Consider the following 18,424-nt stretch of genomic DNA (forward strand, 5'->3'; position numbering starts at 1 on the left):
TGAGTAAATGGCACGAATTATCGTTGTTACCTCAGGTAAAGGCGGCGTTGGTAAAACAACATCAAGTGCTGCTCTTGCATCTGGTCTAGCACTGAGCGGTAAAAAAACTGCAGTTATCGATTTTGATATCGGCCTGCGTAATCTCGATCTCATTATGGGTTGTGAACGCCGTGTCGTTTATGACTTCGTTAATGTTATTAATGGCGAAGCAAATCTAAGCCAGGCGCTAATTAAAGATAAGCGTGTGGATAATCTTTTTGTATTGCCAGCCTCACAAACACGCGATAAAGACGCGCTGTCCCGTAATGGTGTCGAAAAAGTATTTAAAGAACTAGCCAAAATGGGTTTCGATTTTATTATCTGTGACTCACCAGCTGGTATCGAAACAGGTGCCTTAATGGCGCTGTATTTTGCAGATGAAGCGATTGTAACAACGAACCCTGAAGTGTCTTCAGTTCGTGACTCTGACCGTATCCTAGGTATTCTAGATTCGAAGTCTCGTCGTGCAGAAAAAGGCCGTGAACCAGTTAAACAACACCTTTTACTTACACGTTACAATCCTGCACGCGTTAACCAAGGTGAAATGCTAAGTGTACAAGATGTTGAAGAAATTCTTCACATTCCACTACTTGGTGTTATCCCTGAAAGCCAAGCAGTATTGAATGCATCCAACAAAGGTGAACCCGTTATCTTTGATAAAGGTTCCGATGCAGGACTAGCCTATGAAGACACTGTTGCACGTCTACTTGGTGAAGATCGTCCTTTCCGTTTCTTAGAAGAAGAAAAGAAAGGCTTCCTAAAACGTCTATTTGGAGGCTAAGTGGCTATGGCACTGCTCGAGTTTTTCCGCCCGAAAAGAGCGAAAACTGCAAATGTAGCAAAAGAACGGCTACAAATTATTGTTGCTGAAAGACGTAGTGCTGGACAGAAATCTCCAGCCTACCTTCCACAGCTTAAGCGCGATATCTTAGCTGTTATCAGCAAATATGTTCAGATTAATCCTGAACATGTTTCAGTAAATCTAGACCATAACGGTGATGAGTTATCGGTACTAGAACTTAACGTCACATTACCTGACGAAGAAAAATAATAAAGCCCCGCTAAGTATCACTTGGCGGGGCTTTTTATTCTTTGGTTATTATTATCGCTATAATACGTCGCTTAACTTATACCATTACGACACCCAACTTATTTTTCATCCAGTATTGCTAAAACACGAGATTCAAATAAACCCTGACGCCAGTTTTTTAGCATTTCTGGACGTTTTTCATCTGCACGTTGATATTTCCATGCCCATGAAAGTAATTGGTGAATTTGCTTTTTAGACGCTAAAAATTCAGGGGCTAATCCTGTTGTTAATTCAACGTCTGTCACCACATCTTTTAAACGTTTGACCATTTGTTTATAGCCAGGAAAATCAACTAAACGTTCAATTGCCTGCGGGTAATCTTTGTAATTAATCGCATCACAATCATGTACCATTTTTAATAAACGGTTACCATGACGCTGAATTTCCATCGGCTCAAAGCCTTCTTTTTCAAGCACTGAACGCGAAGTTATTTCTAAACGAGCCAATTTCCACAAATGTAATTCTTTAACGATAAAGTTAAGTGCAATATCACGCTTTCTTGCTTCACGAACACGCCAAGCTGCCAGTTGCTGTAATATAGCCAATTGCTTTGGTGTTAATTGCCAAGCATTTTTAATATCAAGATACGCTTTATTAGGATCAAGTACTTTTGTTCGACGTAACATGATTGCATTACATTCTTGCTGTAAAGCTTCCATATACCCAGCAGCTTCAACTTTAGCCAATAGCGTTTCATATAACGGCTTAAGATAATGCACATCGGCAGCGGCATAATCTAATTGTTTGTCAGTCAATGGACGAGCTAACCAATTTGTACGTGCTTCGCCTTTATCAAGCTCAACGCCCACATATTCCTTAACTAATGCACCAAACCCCGTTGAAATGCCATGACCTAGAAATGCAGCCATAATTTGAGTATCAAGCATCGGTACAGGTAAACAGCCAGCATGGTGCTGAAAGACTTCAAGATCTTCACCACAGGCATGCAGTACTTTAATCACAGACTGATCACGCAGTAATGCCCATAATGGTTCCATATCTTCAACATTAAGCGGATCAATCAGTGATAAATATTCACCATCAAACAGTTGAATCAGACCTAAACGAGGGTAAAGCGTTCGCGTACGTACAAATTCAGTATCAAGCATAACAGCTGTATGCTGACGTGCTGACTCACACCGTAGGCGAAGCTGCTCAGTTGTTGTAACAATCTCGAAATTCACAATGTACCTTTTTATGACAGAACGACCCCGTTTTAGAGCCAATTAAATATTTTATAGTAAAATGCCGGCATAAAAGCCGGCATTAGATACGTGCTAGCACAATCAGTTGCTACTATTTTATCAAACCAACATTTATTGTATGTCAGTAAAGATACTACTTAGTGGTTTGCTGCGCTTTTTTATCTGACTCTTCACGTAAAACTCGACGTAAAATTTTACCAACGTTAGTCTTTGGTAAATCATCCATAAATTCGACAATTTTAGGAATTTTATAGCCCGTTAAATGCTGTCGACAATGGGTAATTAATTCTTCGCGCGTTAAACTATCATCACGTTTAACCACACAAAGTTTTACCACTTCGCCTGACACTTCATGTGCCTGGCCAATTGCAGCAACTTCTAGCACTTTATCGTGCAATGCTACAACATCTTCAATTTCATTTGGGTAAACGTTAAATCCAGACACTAAGATCATGTCTTTTTTACGATCAACAATATGCAAGAAGCCTTCATCATCAAATTTGACGATATCACCCGTTGAAAGCCAACCATCGTCGGTTAACACTTCTTTGGTGGCTTCTGGATGCTGCCAATAGCCTTTCATTACCTGAGGGCCACGTACTTGCAGTTCACCCACTTGATCGATACCAACCACGTTACCTTCATCATCAACCATACGTACATCAGTTGAGGGAACAGGTAAGCCAATAGATCCATTATAGTAAGTTAGGTTATACGGATAAGCCGCAACTAATGGCGAACACTCTGTTAAACCATAACCTTCAAGTAAATAATTACCCGTGATATTTTGCCACTTTTCAGCAACTGCACGTTGAACGGCCATACCACCGCCAACAGAGAGGTGTAAATTACTGAAATCTAATTTAAGAAAATCAGGGTTATTCACTAATGCATTAAATAACGTATTTACGCCAGTAATGGCTGAAAACGGGTAGCGTTGTAATTCTTTAATGAACGTTGGAATATCACGAGGGTTGGTAATCAATAGATTTTGCCCCCCCATTTCCAACAACAATAAACAGTTAACTGTCAGAGCAAACACATGATACAACGGCAGTGCAGTCACGATTAACTCGCGGCCTTCACTTAATACAGGACCATAAGCCCCTTTTGCCTGCATCACATTAGACACCATATTATGGTGAGTTAGAATGGCACCCTTAGCAACACCTGTCGTACCGCCAGTGTATTGTAAAAAGGCCATATCGTCGCCAGTAATGAATGGCTTAACATATTGCATTCTGCGCCCTTTACGTAAAGCAATACGCATTGAGGTCGCATGAGGTAAATGGTATGACGGCACCATTTTTTTAATATATTTCACTACGAAGTTAACTAATGTTCCCTTCGGACGAGATAATTGATCGCCAAGGCTGGTTAAAATAACATGTTTAACACACGTATTTTTAACGACAGCTTCCAATGTATGAGCGAAATTAGACACAATAACAATGGCTTTTGCGCCAGAGTCGTTAAGTTGATGCTCTAATTCTCGCGGTGTATAAAGTGGATTAACATTCACTACTACACACCCAGCGCGTAAAATACCAAACAATGCAATCGGATATTGCAATAAATTTGGCATCATGACAGCGACACGATCACCTTTTTGCAGTTTAAGCTCATTTTGTAAGTATGCAGCAAATGCACGGCTACGCTCTTCCAACTTACGGAAGGTCATGACCTGCCCCATGTTGATAAATGCCGTTTGATCTGCGTATTTAAGTACAGATTGTTCAAACATGTCGACCAAAGATGAATATTCATCTGGGTTAATTTCTGCCGGTACATCTTCCGGATAGCGGCTAAGCCAAACCTTATCCACGTGCACTCTCCTTTAAAATTAGACTGCGGTGCGCGCCTATCAACTTCACAAAACGGTAATGCTATAAATAATATAATTCGTTATAACGGCACTACCGCATATTTAATTTTGGATTAAAAATTGAACCATGGCGATATCTGTTGATACCAAAGATAAATCAATAATTAATCTAATTGAGTGGGGATAAAGGCTCGAATATGACGATAAACATCATTCGAACTTTGTAAATGACAATGATGTCCCCCGAACACCATCACTTGTGTAAAATCGTTAATACCCCATCCATTAGCATCACATTGGCGTAATGTCGCGTAGCCATCTGTACCGATAATCGATAATACAGGTGCTTGAATACTACTTAACAAAGCCTGCGCATGTTGTTGTGCCATTCGGTATAAAGAATCACAACGAAGACGAGGATCATGACGCCAATACCAGCGGCCATCACGTTCAATTGTCGCTCTCTTAACGACAGCATCAAGTAACGAGGCTGGTAATCGATTTACGTTCGCACGAAGCGTCACAGCTTCTTCAAATGTCGCCATTGAACGCTGCTGCAAACGTTGTTGTTGTCGACGATAACGCTGTCGACTGATTATGCCCATTCGTAACCGCTCTGCTGCCATATGCGGAGGTTCAGTTAATGGTGACAATCCTTCAATTAATACAATTTTATCGACATATTCAGGAAATATCGCGGCATAACATCCCGCAACAATAGCCCCAAGTGAATGACCAATAAGATGTACTTTTGCAGGTTTAAACTGCATGATAACTTGATGCAAATCATCAATATAATCAACAAAATGGTAATAATTATCGGCACTTTTATAATCAGATTTACCATGTCCAGGCCAATCCAGTGCAATAATGTCATAATCAGTGATTAATAACGGCCATAATGATGCAAACGTAGCGGCATTATCTTGCCAGCCATGTAAAAGCACCACTAAGGGTCTTGAGGTACTTACTGGCGTCATTACATCAATACTGCTACAAGCAGCAAGGTTATACTCTGCTAGCGTTAGCGTTATCTCTTTCATAACAGTTATAAGACTACTCGTTCAACAATTCGGCCGTTAACCCCGAAATTAGGCATCATTAAATCATTACCCCATCGATCACAATTAAATGAATAACAAGGCTGACGCGTCCAAAACGGATCATCTAATTGTACCTGTTGTTGTACTTGCCATAGTTGCTCACCAGATACTTGCACCACCGGAAAAGTATATGGGTATTGCCCTATTTTTCCCTGCTCATCACCGGAAAATTGCCCAGCAACCGTCAATAGACGACCTTTGGCATATTCAATTGGCTCTAAAAAGCCATGAACATAAGCAATAAACCGTCCTTGAGATTGTGCATGTAATATTGGACGACCATCAGCCGTTAATGGCATCGCCACCATTTCAATACGTGTTTGTTGCTGTTCATTACGAATCGAAGCAATAACACCACCAAGACGAACATCTTTACCTTCATTCGCCTGAGGGTGCTGCAGAATAACCGTTAAATCAGTAATAGGATCTTTTGATTTCGTTACTAACGTTGCAGGTAAGCTCGCGCAGCCTACCATAAACACTAATATCACCCCAAGAAATAGCTTACCAAACATCTAAAACCTCCACACATTTGTTTAATAACTCGACAAAAAATAACATATCTCACTACTGAATTCCTATCTCAACAGGAATAGTACGTGATCTTATGTCATCAATAATACAGGCTTTAAAATAACGAGAGAGAAAACGAATATGGCTACAGCTAGCGCGGGCAATGGTATAGAAACACGAATAATTGCTATTCGGTGTACATAATTGTAGATGCCATAGTAGAAAAGAAAGTCAGACTTAATAGAATAAGGGGATATAAAATACGAAGAGTGATCAGTAAAACTGCCACTCTTCGTGTTTTTACGCAATGTTATCAGCCATTACAAACAATGTTGATATCGATAATATTACTCGCGACCAGGCAATTTCTTCCACGTCACAGTATCACGTAAATAAACCGGACTTGCGGCTTCTGCTGCAACAATTTCACCACGAGCAAAAGCATATTTAGCCAAATGCACCATATCTTGTGAATCAGGATAAAGCACACTACCTAATTGCGCTTGCAATGGTAATTGATTTAATAGTTCAGGGTACGCTTCCCAGCCTGTACCTGCTGTTAACCATGCATTGGTATCAGCTTGTACGTTCGCTAATAAAACATCAGGTGCAATTACTTGCTCATTGCCCAATAATAGCCAATCACCATCAGTTTTACGCTGGTATTGTCCCCAGTAAAGCTCACCCATGCGGGCATCAATCGCCGTCAATACATGATCAGCTTGATGCAAACGGAACGTACCTTGCGCCATAGCCGCTAAAGTAGATACCCCAATCATCGGTAAGTTAGCACCAAAGGCTAACCCTTGTGCAATACCAATACCAATACGAACACCGGTAAAGCTACCAGGACCACGACCATATGCTAATGCATCAAGCTGCTTTAGCTTTACGCCAGCGTCAGCAAGAACTGCATCAATCATAGGTAAAATTTTCGTCGTGTGCTCACGAGGAGCATATTCACAGCGAGAAATAACGTCATCGCCGATCATTAGCGCGACAGAACAGTTTTCAGTTGCAGTATCTACTGCCAGAATTTTGGTGCTCATTCAAGCCTCTGAATGTTGGGTCTCGTCAGTAACAGATAGATTCATATCCGTTAAACTCGACAAAAATTCGCTAACCCCTTCGACACTTCGCGTGCGTGGAATTGGCGGTAAACTTCTCAAAAATACAGCGCCATAAGCACGAGTGACTAAACGATTATCGCAAATCACTAATACCCCTTTATCTTGAGTATCACGAATTAAACGGCCGACACCTTGCTTTAAGGTGATCACAGCATCAGGTACTTGTACCTCAGCAAAGGGATCTCCTCCACGAAGGCGACAATCTTCAATACGTGCTTTTAATAATGGATCATCGGGTGCTGTAAACGGTAATTTGTCTATGATAACACAGCTAAGGGCTTGGCCTCTAACATCAATGCCTTCCCAAAACGCCCCCGTCGCAACTAATAATGCATTACCTCGTTCAAGATATTCCGCTAACAGCTTTTGTTTACTGGTTTCACCTTGTGCTAGTACGGGTAAATCTAGTCGAGCACGAAAGCCTTCGGCAAGATCTCGTACCATTTGATGCGAGGTACACAAGAAGAAACAACGTCCATCATTAGCTTCAATGACCGGGGTTAACATCTCAACTAACTTATCTGCTAATCCATAACTATTAGGTTCAGGTAGATGCCGCGGCACACACAACAAAGCTTGAGTTGCATAATCAAAGGGGCTCTCTAATGAAAATTGTTGTTTCGGTTGCAGCCCTAAGCGGTGACTAAAATGGCTAAAGTCATCATCAACAGCTAAGGTTGCTGAAGTAAAAATCCACGCCCCTTTCTGTTCAGCCATACGCTCACTGAACTTATCAGCCACAGATAACGGCGTAATATTTAAACTAAATTGTCGTGGCGTACACTCATACCAATACGAATACCCCATAATGCTGGTATCCATTACTCGTTTTAAGCGAGCTTTTAATAGAGTCGCTCGTTCAAAGGCCGAATCTAATAATTGACTACGCCCTAAGGCTAATTTAAGCACATCATAAATTAAATCAAGGGCATCATTAAGACGTACTAATTCACGTTGTACCGCGGGTGTTTTTGAAGCTTCACGCCAATTACCACGAAAACCGGGATCGCCCAAAATAATCCGCATTTCAAACGCCGCTTGTTGTAAACGAGCCGCTGCCTTTTGCAGTTGGCGCATATCTTTCGCTTCAGTGCGATAGCCAATTTCAATATCTTTTGCTAATTCAATTAACTGCCGGCTCGATAGATTTTGACCAAAATATTGACTCGCAATATCAGGGATCTGATGGGCTTCATCAAAAATAAATACTTCAGCTTCAGGAATTAGCTCTCCAAAACCAGTTTCTTTAATAGCAATATCCGCTAAGAAGAGATGATGGTTAACGACCACGATATCAGCCTCCATCGCTTTACGACGCGCTTTCACTACAAAGCAATCATCATAAGACGGACATTCTCTGCCAAGGCAATTATCGTTGGTCGAGGTGATCATCGGGATCACAGGGCTATCTTCAGCTATTTCTTCACATTCCCCCAGATCCCCTGTTTTAGAGGCTGATGACCACTGGCGGGTTTTAATCAATAAACTCAGCATGACAGGATCTGAGTGATCGCCATGGCTTTCAGTGATCTGGCGGCTGAGGCGATCTATACATAAATAGTTTGAACGCCCTTTCAATAAAGCCACTTTTCCTGTAAACCCAAGTGCAGTTGCCATTAAGGGTAAGTCACGATGAAATAATTGCTCTTGAAGGTTTTTTGACCCCGTACTGATGATGGCTTTTTTACCACTGACTAATGCTGGCACCAAATAGGCAAATGTTTTACCTGTTCCCGTCCCTGCCTCAACCACTAACTGTGATTGTTGTTTAATCGCATCAGCTACCGCTTTTGCCATATCAATTTGAGATTGTCGAGCTTGAAATCCGGGAATGGCTTTATCTAACGCACCACCAGCGGCAAAAAACTTAGCTATCATTCACTTCGCACTATTGGTTATTTATACAGTATCAATTGTTCTATTATGCCTATTTTATTACGCGACGACCAGCGGTGTAAGACGCTATTTCTCGATACTAAAACAGCACCCATAAGAAACTATTTGACCCCAACACAGTATAAGCGTCATAGTGATAAATTATGATTTTTAGACGGAGCATAGCGTTGCCGTCATCAGGAATAGACATGGAAAAGAAAACATTATTAACGGAATGCCCTGATAATATGGGGCTTATCTCCAAAATCACCAACATATGTCATAAACATCAGCTCAACATTATTAATAACAAAGAGTACGTTGATAACGCTAAAAACCATTTCTTCATGCGAACAGAGTTAGAAGGCTATTTTAATGACGAAACATTATTGGCCGATCTAGACCGCGCTTTACCGGCGGGGAGTAAGCGTCGATTAATTAGCTCTGAGCGTAAGAAAGTCGTTATCATGGTGACCAAAGAAGCCCATTGTTTAGGCGATATTTTGGTTAAAACCTTTGACGGGTCGCTAGATATAGATATTGCGGCAGTAGTAGGTAACTACGATAAACTACAAAATTTAACCGAAAAATTTGATGTGCCATTTCATCATGTTTGCCATGAAGGGCTTACACGTGAACAACATGAAACAAAATTACTTGCAGCAGTACAACAGTATTCACCTAACTATGTCGTACTAGCAAAATACATGCGTATTCTCACGCCTAATTTTGTCGCACAATTTCCGCATAAGATTATTAATATTCATCACAGCTTTCTACCCGCATTTATCGGTGCAAAGCCTTACCAGCAAGCTTTTGAACGTGGTGTGAAAATCATTGGTGCGACGGCTCACTTTGTTACCAACGATCTTGATGAAGGCCAAATCATTACCCAAAACGTGATTCCGGTTGATCACACGTTCAGTGCCGAAGAAATGGCAAAATCTGGGCGTGATGTTGAAAAATCAGTATTGAGCAAAGCGCTTGGTTTAGTGGTCGATGACCGCGTATTTGTTCACGGCAATCGCACTGTGATTCTTTAAAAATAATAACTGATTGATACATGCCACAGCTTGATTTAGCCGTGGCATTTTTTTCGCTTAATTTACCTTAACAAAATACATAATTACTCTTTTTCGCTCGCAATCACTGCTGCTAAAGAATGTGAATGTAATTTTATGCATATATTATCTTTTTTAAACGCATAGGTTGGATTAGGTAAGCGTTCATGCTCACCAGCAGGAGAACTCGCTTTAACTTTAATTCCCTTTTCAGCCAACTGCTGCCAATGTAACGCTGGAAATGTTGAGTTAATCGACTGTTCTAATTGTTCCAATGACATCGCGTTTCCGGGAATAACAAACTCGACATGCTCCCAGCCTTGTTGTGGATATACTTTCTCACTTGGGTAAGGTAACTCTAACGCTTCAATCGTCCACTCCCCTACTTGCAGTGGGGTATCAAAACCAATCACCACAATCGGACGTCCATTAATAATAGCCTTTGACCATTCAGTACCATACGCTAGCCATGCCTGATGAAGTTCCAGTGCAATATCCTGAGAATTAACTCTTAATGCAATATGATCTGCTGTATACGATGAGAGCGATATTCCGATTTCATCAGCTAAACCAATAATGCGATTCATAAAAGCAGGTAAATCAGCTAACATTTGCTCTGGGTGTAAGCCTAATTGTTTCAGATTTTGCATTTTGCACCTTCAACCACGTAACATTTAATAAACAACAGCATAATTACTCACACTTTTCGCATTATCAAGAACTAAACTAACCCTAATGGAGCCCTTATCAGGGCTGAATTTTGGCTTTATTTTAGTCTATTTTAAAAACTTTAAAAAAAATCGCCTACAATCTCTTTTTCCAGTTGCCAAAGTACCTAACTATGTGGGTATTATTAGGGTAACGCATACTGCTTATTCAAGATATTGGTGTTTATATTAAATTAACACTACCATCAAAAAATACTCACGTAGCTTTGGTCGCTTTTTAGTTCAGCAAAAAACACTTTAGCTCCGTGAGTATTTTTAACGGCATATCTTGCTATCTGCAGAGGTTTTTGCCACATATTTATGATTGGCGTTACAAACGATTTAAGGAACAGCGAGTGAATATTCAAGCACTTATTAATAATAAAGTATCACAAGCATTAGAAGCCGCAGGCGCACCAGCAGGTAGCCCAGCAGCAGTTCGTCAGTCAGCAAAAGCACAGTTTGGTGATTACCAAGCAAATGGTGTAATGGGCGTAGCTAAAAAACTGGGTATGAACCCACGCGAATTTGCTCAAAAAGTTATCGACTGCCTAGAACTAGATGGTATTGCTGAGAAAGTTGAAATTGCAGGCCCTGGCTTTATTAACATTTTCCTAGATAAAGCATGGTTAGCCGCTCGCGGTGAAGAAGCGCTAGCAAGTGATCGCCTAGCCGTTAACACTGATGAAGCACAAACAATTGTTGTTGACTACTCAGCGCCTAACGTAGCAAAAGAAATGCACGTAGGTCACCTACGTTCAACTATCATCGGTGATGCTGTTGTACGTACCCTAGAGTTTTTAGGTCACAATGTTATTCGTGCTAACCACCTTGGTGACTGGGGTACCCAATTCGGTATGCTGATTGCTAATATGGAGCGTAAAGAAAAAGAAGGTAGCGATGTTTCAATGAACATCAGCGATCTTGAAGGCTTCTACCGTGAATCAAAAGTGCTTTACGATGAAGACGAAGAGTTTGGTGTAACTGCACGTAACTTCGTTGTTCGTCTGCAAAGCGGTGATGAATACTGCCTTGAGAAATGGCGTCAACTTGTTGCTATCACACTGAAGCAAAACCAACGTAACTACGATCGTCTAAGTGTCTCTCTAACAGATGCAAACGTAATGGGCGAATCAATGTACAACGACATGCTTGCACCTGTTGTTGCTGATCTTAAACAAAAAGGTCTTGCTGTAGAAAGCGACGGCGCAACAGTTGTATTCCTTGACGAATACAAGAATAAAGATGGCGACCCTATGGGCGTTATCATTCAAAAGCGTGATGGTGGTTACCTATACACTACAACCGATATTGCTTGTGCTAAATACCGTTACGAGCAACTTCATGCAGACCGTGTTCTTTACTTTATCGACTCACGTCAGCACCAACACCTAATGATGGCTTGGTCTATCGTACGTAAAGCTGGTTATGTGCCTGAAGAAGTTTCTTTAGAGCACCACGCATTTGGTATGATGCTAGGTAAAGACGGTCGTCCATTTAAGACTCGTGCTGGTGGTACTGTACGTCTTGCTGATCTTCTTGATGAAGCAGAAGAGCGTGCAAACAAGCTAATCGAAGAAAAGAACCCAGAGCTAAGTGCTGACGAAAAAGCAAAAATTGCTACAACAGTTGCAATGGCTGCGGTTAAGTACTCTGATCTTTCTAAGCACCGTACTACAGATTACATCTTCGATTGGGACAACATGCTAGCATTTGAAGGTAATACAGCACCTTACATGCAGTATGCATACACTCGTGTTGCGTCTATCTTCAAGCGTGCAAACATTGAACTTAAAGATCTAACATGCCCTATCGTTATCAATGACGAAAAAGAGCAAGTATTACTATCTAAGTTACTTCAATTTGAAGAAGCCGTTCAATCTGTAGCTCGTGAAGGTCAACCACACCTAATGTGTACTTACCTGTTTGAACTTGCAGGTCTGTTCTCTAGCTTCTACGAAGCATGTCCAATTCTTAACGCTGAAGAAGCTGTTAAGCAAAGCCGCTTGAAGTTAGCGCTACTTACAGCTAACACCATCAAGAAAGGCTTGGATCTTCTTGGTATCGAAACACTAGAGCGTATGTAATTACACTTTATTGTGATAGCTACTTATTGTAGTAGCGACATAACAAAAAGCCTTCATTCGTGAAGGCTTTTTTAATGGTATTTATATTAAAGTACTTATATTAAAAATCATTGTCCAAATCGTAAACCACCATCATGTAACCATGTCAGTTCTTTCTTAGTAGATAGCCGCCCTTTCACTGCATTTCGATGCGGAAAACGGCCAAACTCTTTAATTACATCTAAATGACTGTTCGCAAATTCATAAAAACTATCAAACACTGCAGCATTCTTTGGCTGAACAGTTTTACGCAATAAATCAAATCGAAACACACTCTCTTCTTGATCTTCTAAATCTTCTGAATGCTCTAATGGTAAATAAAAAAACACCCGTTCAATTGCTGCAAGTTCAGCATCTTGATTAAGGGCTAAGCCCCGCTTACAAATAGCCAAGGATAATAAATCATAACGAAAAGCAGCATTTAATCCGCGGTAAATATTACGTGGAAATTGATCTAATAAAATAATTAAGGCAAGCCGACCCTGCGCGGTATCGCTCCAATGATTAAGTTCACCATTACCCGCCTGACTTACCCAGCGTTGAAACTTAGAGATAATATCAGCATCAACCTCAGCGCCACCTAAAAACCACAGTGCATGTTTGTTATTACGGGTCACTTCACCGTCTAGCTCACCAAACCAGTAATCAAGAATAAATTGATACTCAGCTACCATTTAAGCCCCCCATTAATATACACTTCAGCAACGTTTTTATTGGATAATCATTATCTATAAAGTAACGATTACGTATACCCAAAGGATAATACCAATTACGCCAAATTAAGCTTACTATAATAAATATTGCTCAAGCTTGTGAGCTAGAATGTACTGTTAAGGAATAATTACATGAGTTTCACTCTTCATCCGCAATTAATGGCAGATACAACCATACTTGGCGATTTGCCTTTATCACGAGTATTGCTTGCTAAAGAAGCCCTTGGCCCATGGCTAATTTTAGTTCCACGCTATGAATCACTACGTGAAATCCATCATTTATCCGAACAAGATCAACAGCAACTAATGCGTGAATCATCTGCAGTTGCTGCCTTATTAGAGCAAGACTATCAGGCTGAAAAAATTAATATTGGTGCGTTAGGTAACCTTGTGCCTCAACTTCATGTTCATCATATCGCACGTTTTAGCAATGATGTTGCATGGCCTGGTCCTATTTGGGGTAATACCAAAGGTATTCAACGTAGCGAAGAAGTACAGCAAGCATTAGCTGAAGAACTACGTCAAGAGCTAATGAATATTGCAGGTTTTAGTACCATTACCGCGTAGTGTTATTACTACGCAGATAATTACTGCCCCTTACATGTGTGTAGTATTTAATATAAAAAAAGCAGCCTGCTGGCTGCTTTTTTAATGGACGCTAATGATTGTTAGCGCATCACTGTGATAGATAATTCATTTGCTGCTAAACATCGATACCACACATCTTTAGCTGTTTGACAGCATTGCGTACTATCGCAGCCAACCAATTCCTTACCAATAGTTCCTTTACGAACCCAAACAGCAAGCATGGCATCAACACCATCTTCCGACATACCAAAATGCAGTGAAAGCTGTTTACGGCTTACGCGTCCATTATCTGTAATATATTGTTTTAATTCTTGTAAAATCATTCAAACAATAATCCTTCTAGATGAGACTGCTTTTTACCTTGTCGCTTCATCAGTAAATAAATTCCGACGTTAATGACAATGAAGAACGCAATCCAAAATGAACTACTGGCTGGGTGTACAGCAAAATCAGCAATCTGATAGAACAATGAAGCAAAAGTATATGCCAGTAGCATTGTCCAACCCGCAATAAAGCAAGCAAACTTCTTACCAAACTCACGCACATATGCACCCATCGCTGCCGCACATGGTGTATAAAGTAGGATGAAGATTAGGTACGACATAGCAGCAGCGCCACTTACAAACCGTGATTGAATGTTACCGAAAACTGATTGATCAACACCTTGATCTTCAGCAACCGCCGTTTGGTTCTCAAGGCTACCCACCTCAATACCCAACGGATCGCTAAAGCTTAATGCTGATAGATTATCACCAATAGAGGCAACGGCTTCTTTTAAGCTACTAACAAGATCGTACTCTTCGTTACCGCCATCAAGGGCTGGTGCATACAAACTATTTAACGTACCAACGACCGCTTCTTTAGCAAAAATACCCGTAATAATACCTACGGTTGCAGGCCAGTTATCGGCTTTAACACCAATAGGTTCTAAGACAGGTGTTACAACTTGTGCTGCATGCGATAACACAGATTTTGATGTATCTTCATTACCAAATGAACCATCAGTACCGAGTGAGTTAAAGAAACTTAAAATAGTCACTACAACCACAATTGTTTTACCAGCACCAAATACAAAACGCTTCAGCTTCTGCCATGTTTTAATGACAACGTTACGCATTGTTGGTAATTCATAGTTTGGCATTTCCATGATGAAGCTGTCACTAGCACCGGGGTAAAGCGTATTACGCAGAATAAGACCGGTCATAACAGCAGCGACAATACCTAAAATATACAATGCAAAAACAACATTTTGACCATTGTCAGGGAAGAATGCAGCAGCGAATAAAGCATATACAGGTAAACGAGCACCACATGACATAAACGGTGCCATTGCTGCTGCTAACTTACGCTCGCGTTCTTGCTCTAAAGTACGCGTTGCCATAATAGCAGGTACGTTACAACCAAAACCAAGTACTAATGGAACAAATGCTTTACCTGGCAAACCGACTTTTTGCATCACTTTATCAAGTACAAAAGCCGCGCGCGCCATGTAACCTGAGCTTTCCAATACCGCAAGGAACAGGTATAGACAGGCAATGACAGGAATAAATGTTGCAACAGTTTGAATACCACCGCCAACACCATTAGCAATAATGGTTACTAGCCAAACAGGTAAATGGTTATCTAATAAATAATGACCACCATCAACTAAAATTGCACCAAAGCTAATATCAAAGAAATCAATAAATGCACTGCCTACGTTAATCGCAAACATGAACATTACGTACATTACCAAGAAGAAAAATGGGATACCAATAGCACGATGTAATAACACACGGTCAATTTTATCGGTAAGACTATTGCTTAAACGGCCTTCTTGGCGACGTACTTTTTGACATAATTGATGCAAAAAAGTGTATCTAACATCTGCAACTTGAATATCAGGATCAACTAAATCCAACATTTGTTGACGAATAGCACAGGCTTGCTGCTTATTTTCTTCAGACAATGTATGAATAACAAGCGTGTCATTTTCTAATACGCGAATTGATTGCGCGCGAGGGTTTAACTTTTCATCATGAATAAATAATGGTTTTAATTTATCTACAGTTGCTTCAAAATCATCACCATAATCAAGTGAAAAGTCTGATACAACAATGCCTTGAATCAGCATTTTATGCAGTTTAGATTTGAATTCGCCAATACGTTCCATGTTATTCGCAGATAATGCGACCACAGGGCAACCTAGCGCTTTTTCTAATGCTTTAAGATCTAATACTTGTTGTTGACGTTTCAATACATCCATCTTATTAAGTACAACCACCATTGGTCGACCTAATTCACGCAACTGCAACGTCATGTATAAACTGCGTTCAAGTGATGATGCATCAACAACGTTAATAATAACATCAGCCGGTGTCGTCAAAATGGCACGCGATGCAATTGCCTCATCAAGACTATTAGCATCATTTGCACTATCAAGGTTATAAATACCAGGAAGATCGGTTAAAGAAAAATCATCACCATTATGTTGGTAACGACCCGTCTTCTTTTCAACAGTGACACCAGCCCAGTTACCCACCTGCTGTTTTGAACCTGTTAATCCATTAAACAGTGTCGTTTTACCGCTGTTCGGATTACCGACGGTAAGAATGTCATATTGCATTATTTAACCTCAACTTCTATATCTTCAGCAATTTTTTTACGGAGCGCAATATCAACACCACGCACTCGAACCTGAAGTGGATCCCCTAAAGGTGCTAAGCGAACAACTGTAATTTCTGTATGCGGTAGTAACCCCATAACCATTAATTTTTTACGCGTTACAGCAGGCAACGCGGACATATTAATCACTGTACCGCTGTGACCACACGACATCTCTGACAGTTTCATAACTAAACGGCTACCTTAATAAGAATTATTTTCATTACGATGTAGGGGATTTTACACTTTGATACGAAATTAGTCTTGTCTTAAATCAATTATTTCATGCCTGTTTTGAATAAATAGTTTCAACTAGTAACTATTTATTTAACAATATAAATAACTGCAAATTTTTGAAATACCAGTTAATACATTCAAAATTTAACAAGCAAAAAAAAAGCGTACCTTTCGATACGCTTTTATCACAACCAATATTGTCTCTATTAACTCGGCATTTGTGTACTTAATTGTTTTTTATACGCTTTAACATTACGCATAAATTGAGTACGCGTGCTACCTCTTAACGGCTCAGCTTGTGGTAAAGGCACTTTCATCGCATTAACCGGACGACCATTTTTAATTAATTCAAAATGTAAGTGTGGCCCCGTTGAACGCCCTGTATTACCACTTTTGGCAATACGTTGCCCCATTTTAACTTTATCGCCCACTTTGACTTGGCGTTTGCTTAAATGTAAATAGCGCGTCATGTGTTCTCGGCCATGCTTAATAACAATATAATTGCCCGCAAGTGGATGATAACGAGATTTCACTACCACGCCATCACCAGCCGCCAAAATAGTAGTTCCAACAGGCACAGCAAAGTCAGTTCCATTATGTGGTGAACGACGTTTAGTAATAGGATGCAAACGATTTGGATTAAATGATGAACTGATTCGGTATGAACGCAACAGTGGGATCCGCTTAAAACCACGGTTTAAACTACGTGCATCTTGATCATAAAATTGGTCGTCTGCACCACGAGCGATAAATATTGAATGGCCACGACGCTGGCTTTTATAGTAGAAGGCATTAATTTTACCTTTACCTACCGCCTTACCATCAATAAATTCACGATCTAATACCACACCAAATGAATCGCCTTTACGGGCATCACGACCAAGATTCATTTTCCATTGTAATGCTTTAACTACATTACCAATTTGAGTTGGAGTTAACCCTGCATCACGTGCAGAATTATAAAAACTACCGGAAACACGTCCCGTTAATGTAACAGGCTTAATATCACCTTTTTGTTCAACTTCTTTATAAACATAACCTTTTTTAGTTAGGGTATAAGTATCGGTCACTTTTTTACTGCGAATAATACTTAACGATGTTAATTTGCCATCAGCATCGACTTCCCACTCTAATGTTTGTCCAACGCGTAACTGTTGTACGGATTTATTCGCATCAATTAAACGGTACATCTCAGAAATAGGTAAACCATATTGAGAGAAAATAACCCCTAATGTTTCCCCTGATGCTACGCGGTGTTTGGATTCTGTTTCAGCATGAGCTTGTACTAACTGTTGTTCAATCTCATCTTTGGGGGCTTGGAATTGTGGATCATTTTGATCTAAAGACGCCCCCATTGGCTCACTATCAGATTCTAATACTTCTGGATCGGTGAGATTAATAGGCACAGCAATAGGCGCTGGTTTTTTAAAGCTGGGGAAATGTATTGTATGTTTGGAAGGCTGCCATACAATAGCAGCCACCATCAAAATTGTAGTCGAGAATAACGCAATTTTATGCTGCAACGGCAACATCTTTAAAGATGCTACCGCAGCGATATAATATTTCATG

General features: G+C 40.3%; 17 protein-coding genes. 5 read left to right on the top strand and 12 right to left on the bottom strand.

Annotated elements, in window-relative coordinates:
* The first annotated feature begins 7 nt into the window (after positions 1-7).
* Positions 8-820, top strand: a complete 813-nt coding sequence (minD, locus tag CZ809_RS07630; protein ID WP_045037275.1) for a septum site-determining protein MinD — start codon at positions 8-10, stop codon at positions 818-820.
* Positions 821-826: 6 nt separating this feature from the next.
* Entirely contained in the window at positions 827-1,090 is a 264-nt protein-coding gene (minE, locus tag CZ809_RS07635) for a cell division topological specificity factor MinE (RefSeq protein ID WP_045026762.1), read from the top strand.
* A 98-nt stretch (positions 1,091-1,188) separates the two neighbouring features.
* On the opposite strand, the gene rnd is transcribed toward minE, so the two are convergent.
* From rnd to yoaA, 6 genes are all read right to left on the bottom strand, one after another.
* Positions 1,189-2,313 (bottom strand): ribonuclease D, encoded by a 1,125-nt coding sequence (gene rnd, locus CZ809_RS07640; protein WP_080156828.1) that lies wholly within the window; start codon positions 2,311-2,313, stop codon positions 1,189-1,191.
* 154 nt (positions 2,314-2,467) lie between these two features.
* Positions 2,468-4,159 (bottom strand): long-chain-fatty-acid--CoA ligase FadD, encoded by a 1,692-nt coding sequence (gene fadD, locus CZ809_RS07645; protein WP_080156829.1) that lies wholly within the window; start codon positions 4,157-4,159, stop codon positions 2,468-2,470.
* Between the two features lie 164 nt (positions 4,160-4,323).
* The gene (locus CZ809_RS07650; RefSeq protein WP_080156830.1) at positions 4,324-5,202 is read right to left on the bottom strand and encodes an alpha/beta hydrolase; all 879 of its coding nucleotides are present in this window, start codon (positions 5,200-5,202) and stop codon (positions 4,324-4,326) included.
* Between the two features lie 5 nt (positions 5,203-5,207).
* On the bottom strand, positions 5,208-5,777 hold the full coding sequence (locus CZ809_RS07655) for a Slp family lipoprotein (protein WP_080156831.1): 570 nt from the start codon (positions 5,775-5,777) through the stop codon (positions 5,208-5,210).
* A gap of 345 nt (positions 5,778-6,122) precedes the next feature.
* The gene (gene tsaB / locus CZ809_RS07660) at positions 6,123-6,824 is read right to left on the bottom strand and encodes a tRNA (adenosine(37)-N6)-threonylcarbamoyltransferase complex dimerization subunit type 1 TsaB (protein WP_080156832.1); all 702 of its coding nucleotides are present in this window, start codon (positions 6,822-6,824) and stop codon (positions 6,123-6,125) included.
* Positions 6,825-8,783, bottom strand: a complete 1,959-nt coding sequence (gene yoaA, locus CZ809_RS07665) for a DNA repair helicase YoaA (RefSeq protein WP_080156833.1) — start codon at positions 8,781-8,783, stop codon at positions 6,825-6,827. It abuts the gene before it with no gap.
* 206 nt (positions 8,784-8,989) lie between these two features.
* Between yoaA and purU the strand changes: the two genes are divergently transcribed.
* Positions 8,990-9,823: a formyltetrahydrofolate deformylase gene (gene purU / locus CZ809_RS07670; protein ID WP_080156834.1), complete on the top strand. Its 834-nt coding sequence runs from the start codon at positions 8,990-8,992 to the stop codon at positions 9,821-9,823.
* An 83-nt stretch (positions 9,824-9,906) separates the two neighbouring features.
* Here purU and CZ809_RS07675 read toward each other — a convergent pair whose 3' ends face one another.
* The gene (locus CZ809_RS07675; protein ID WP_080156835.1) at positions 9,907-10,491 is read right to left on the bottom strand and encodes a VOC family protein; all 585 of its coding nucleotides are present in this window, start codon (positions 10,489-10,491) and stop codon (positions 9,907-9,909) included.
* Positions 10,492-10,904: 413 nt separating this feature from the next.
* On the opposite strand from CZ809_RS07675, the gene argS reads away from it, so the two are divergent.
* Entirely contained in the window at positions 10,905-12,635 is a 1,731-nt protein-coding gene (argS, locus tag CZ809_RS07680) for an arginine--tRNA ligase (protein WP_080156836.1), read from the top strand.
* 107 nt (positions 12,636-12,742) lie between these two features.
* Here the strand turns inward: argS and CZ809_RS07685 are convergent, their stop codons facing one another.
* Positions 12,743-13,348, bottom strand: coding sequence for a DUF924 family protein (locus tag CZ809_RS07685; protein WP_080156837.1), 606 nt, complete (start codon positions 13,346-13,348; stop codon positions 12,743-12,745).
* A 171-nt stretch (positions 13,349-13,519) separates the two neighbouring features.
* On the opposite strand from CZ809_RS07685, the gene CZ809_RS07690 reads away from it, so the two are divergent.
* Positions 13,520-13,954, top strand: coding sequence for an HIT domain-containing protein (locus CZ809_RS07690; protein WP_080156838.1), 435 nt, complete (start codon positions 13,520-13,522; stop codon positions 13,952-13,954).
* Positions 13,955-14,055: 101 nt separating this feature from the next.
* On the opposite strand, the gene CZ809_RS07695 is transcribed toward CZ809_RS07690, so the two are convergent.
* The 4 genes from CZ809_RS07695 to mepM all read right to left on the bottom strand — a co-directional run bounded on the left by CZ809_RS07695 (position 14,056) and on the right by mepM (position 18,423).
* Positions 14,056-14,298 (bottom strand): FeoC-like transcriptional regulator, encoded by a 243-nt coding sequence (locus tag CZ809_RS07695; RefSeq protein ID WP_080156839.1) that lies wholly within the window; start codon positions 14,296-14,298, stop codon positions 14,056-14,058.
* Positions 14,295-16,580, bottom strand: a complete 2,286-nt coding sequence (gene feoB, locus CZ809_RS07700; RefSeq protein WP_080156840.1) for a Fe(2+) transporter permease subunit FeoB — start codon at positions 16,578-16,580, stop codon at positions 14,295-14,297. The genes CZ809_RS07695 and feoB overlap by 4 nt, the downstream gene beginning before the upstream one ends.
* Positions 16,580-16,807, bottom strand: a complete 228-nt coding sequence (locus CZ809_RS07705) for a FeoA family protein (protein ID WP_065192682.1) — start codon at positions 16,805-16,807, stop codon at positions 16,580-16,582. Before CZ809_RS07705 ends, feoB begins: the two co-directional genes overlap by 1 nt.
* Positions 16,808-17,061: 254 nt before the next feature.
* Entirely contained in the window at positions 17,062-18,423 is a 1,362-nt protein-coding gene (gene mepM, locus CZ809_RS07710; RefSeq protein ID WP_080156841.1) for a murein DD-endopeptidase MepM, read from the bottom strand.
* Position 18,424 lies beyond the last annotated feature (1 nt).

It is taken from the genome of Photobacterium piscicola (assembly GCF_900166965.1).
Classification (GTDB): Bacteria; Pseudomonadota; Gammaproteobacteria; order Enterobacterales; family Vibrionaceae; genus Photobacterium; species Photobacterium piscicola.

What these genes read in the sequence shown, in the direction of transcription:
- minD (WP_045037275.1), top strand. Translation starts at nt 8, where the DNA reads ATGGCACGAATTATCGTTGTTACCTCAGGTAAAGGCGGCGTTGGTAAA.
- minE (WP_045026762.1), top strand. Translation starts at nt 827, where the DNA reads ATGGCACTGCTCGAGTTTTTCCGCCCGAAAAGAGCGAAAACTGCAAAT.
- CZ809_RS07650 (WP_080156830.1), bottom strand. Translation starts at nt 5,202, where the DNA reads ATGAAAGAGATAACGCTAACGCTAGCAGAGTATAACCTTGCTGCTTGT.
- CZ809_RS07655 (WP_080156831.1), bottom strand. Translation starts at nt 5,777, where the DNA reads ATGTTTGGTAAGCTATTTCTTGGGGTGATATTAGTGTTTATGGTAGGC.
- tsaB (WP_080156832.1), bottom strand. Translation starts at nt 6,824, where the DNA reads ATGAGCACCAAAATTCTGGCAGTAGATACTGCAACTGAAAACTGTTCT.
- yoaA (WP_080156833.1), bottom strand. Translation starts at nt 8,783, where the DNA reads ATGATAGCTAAGTTTTTTGCCGCTGGTGGTGCGTTAGATAAAGCCATT.
- purU (WP_080156834.1), top strand. Translation starts at nt 8,990, where the DNA reads ATGGAAAAGAAAACATTATTAACGGAATGCCCTGATAATATGGGGCTT.
- CZ809_RS07675 (WP_080156835.1), bottom strand. Translation starts at nt 10,491, where the DNA reads ATGCAAAATCTGAAACAATTAGGCTTACACCCAGAGCAAATGTTAGCT.
- CZ809_RS07685 (WP_080156837.1), bottom strand. Translation starts at nt 13,348, where the DNA reads ATGGTAGCTGAGTATCAATTTATTCTTGATTACTGGTTTGGTGAGCTA.
- CZ809_RS07690 (WP_080156838.1), top strand. Translation starts at nt 13,520, where the DNA reads ATGAGTTTCACTCTTCATCCGCAATTAATGGCAGATACAACCATACTT.
- CZ809_RS07695 (WP_080156839.1), bottom strand. Translation starts at nt 14,298, where the DNA reads ATGATTTTACAAGAATTAAAACAATATATTACAGATAATGGACGCGTA.
- feoB (WP_080156840.1), bottom strand. Translation starts at nt 16,580, where the DNA reads ATGCAATATGACATTCTTACCGTCGGTAATCCGAACAGCGGTAAAACG.
- CZ809_RS07705 (WP_065192682.1), bottom strand. Translation starts at nt 16,807, where the DNA reads ATGAAACTGTCAGAGATGTCGTGTGGTCACAGCGGTACAGTGATTAAT.
- mepM (WP_080156841.1), bottom strand. Translation starts at nt 18,423, where the DNA reads ATGAAATATTATATCGCTGCGGTAGCATCTTTAAAGATGTTGCCGTTG.